Annotated in this window: 1 protein-coding gene; it reads left to right on the top strand. The window is 65.7% G+C overall.

The genetic code is table 11. The annotated features are described in order from the left end of the window. Positions 1–207: FAD-linked oxidase C-terminal domain-containing protein (locus tag EN850_RS34610; protein ID WP_281407311.1), on the top strand; the 207-nt coding region annotated here is incomplete at its 5' end. Positions 208–341 lie beyond the last annotated feature (134 nt).

Raw genomic sequence — 341 nt, 5'->3', positions numbered from 1 at the left:
GCGCAGTGCGAGCAGGTGACCAAGCTGCTGGCGCAGGTACTGGCGCGCTTCGATGGCAGCATCTCGGCCGAGCACGGCATCGGCCTGGTCAAGAAGGGCTACCTGGACAGTACCCGCGGCCCGGCCGAGATCGCGCTGATGAAGGCAGTCAAACGCGCGTTCGATCCCCAAGCGCGGCTGAATCCCGGCAAGCTGTTTGACGCCTGAACCGGGCAAATCCTTCACGCACCCGTTACGCTCCACGGATCCTCACAACCGGCTTCGAACCGATGACCCGTCCGATCCTGCTGCTCGCCCTGCTGTCCCTGCCGCTGGCCGGCTTTGCTTCCAGCTTCGCCGGC

It is taken from the genome of Mesorhizobium sp. M8A.F.Ca.ET.207.01.1.1, from assembly GCF_004794715.1.
GTDB lineage: Bacteria > Pseudomonadota > Alphaproteobacteria > Rhizobiales > Rhizobiaceae > Mesorhizobium.
The sequence above is the reverse complement of the archived record's forward strand: the minus strand, read 5'-3'. Positions and strand labels throughout refer to the sequence as shown.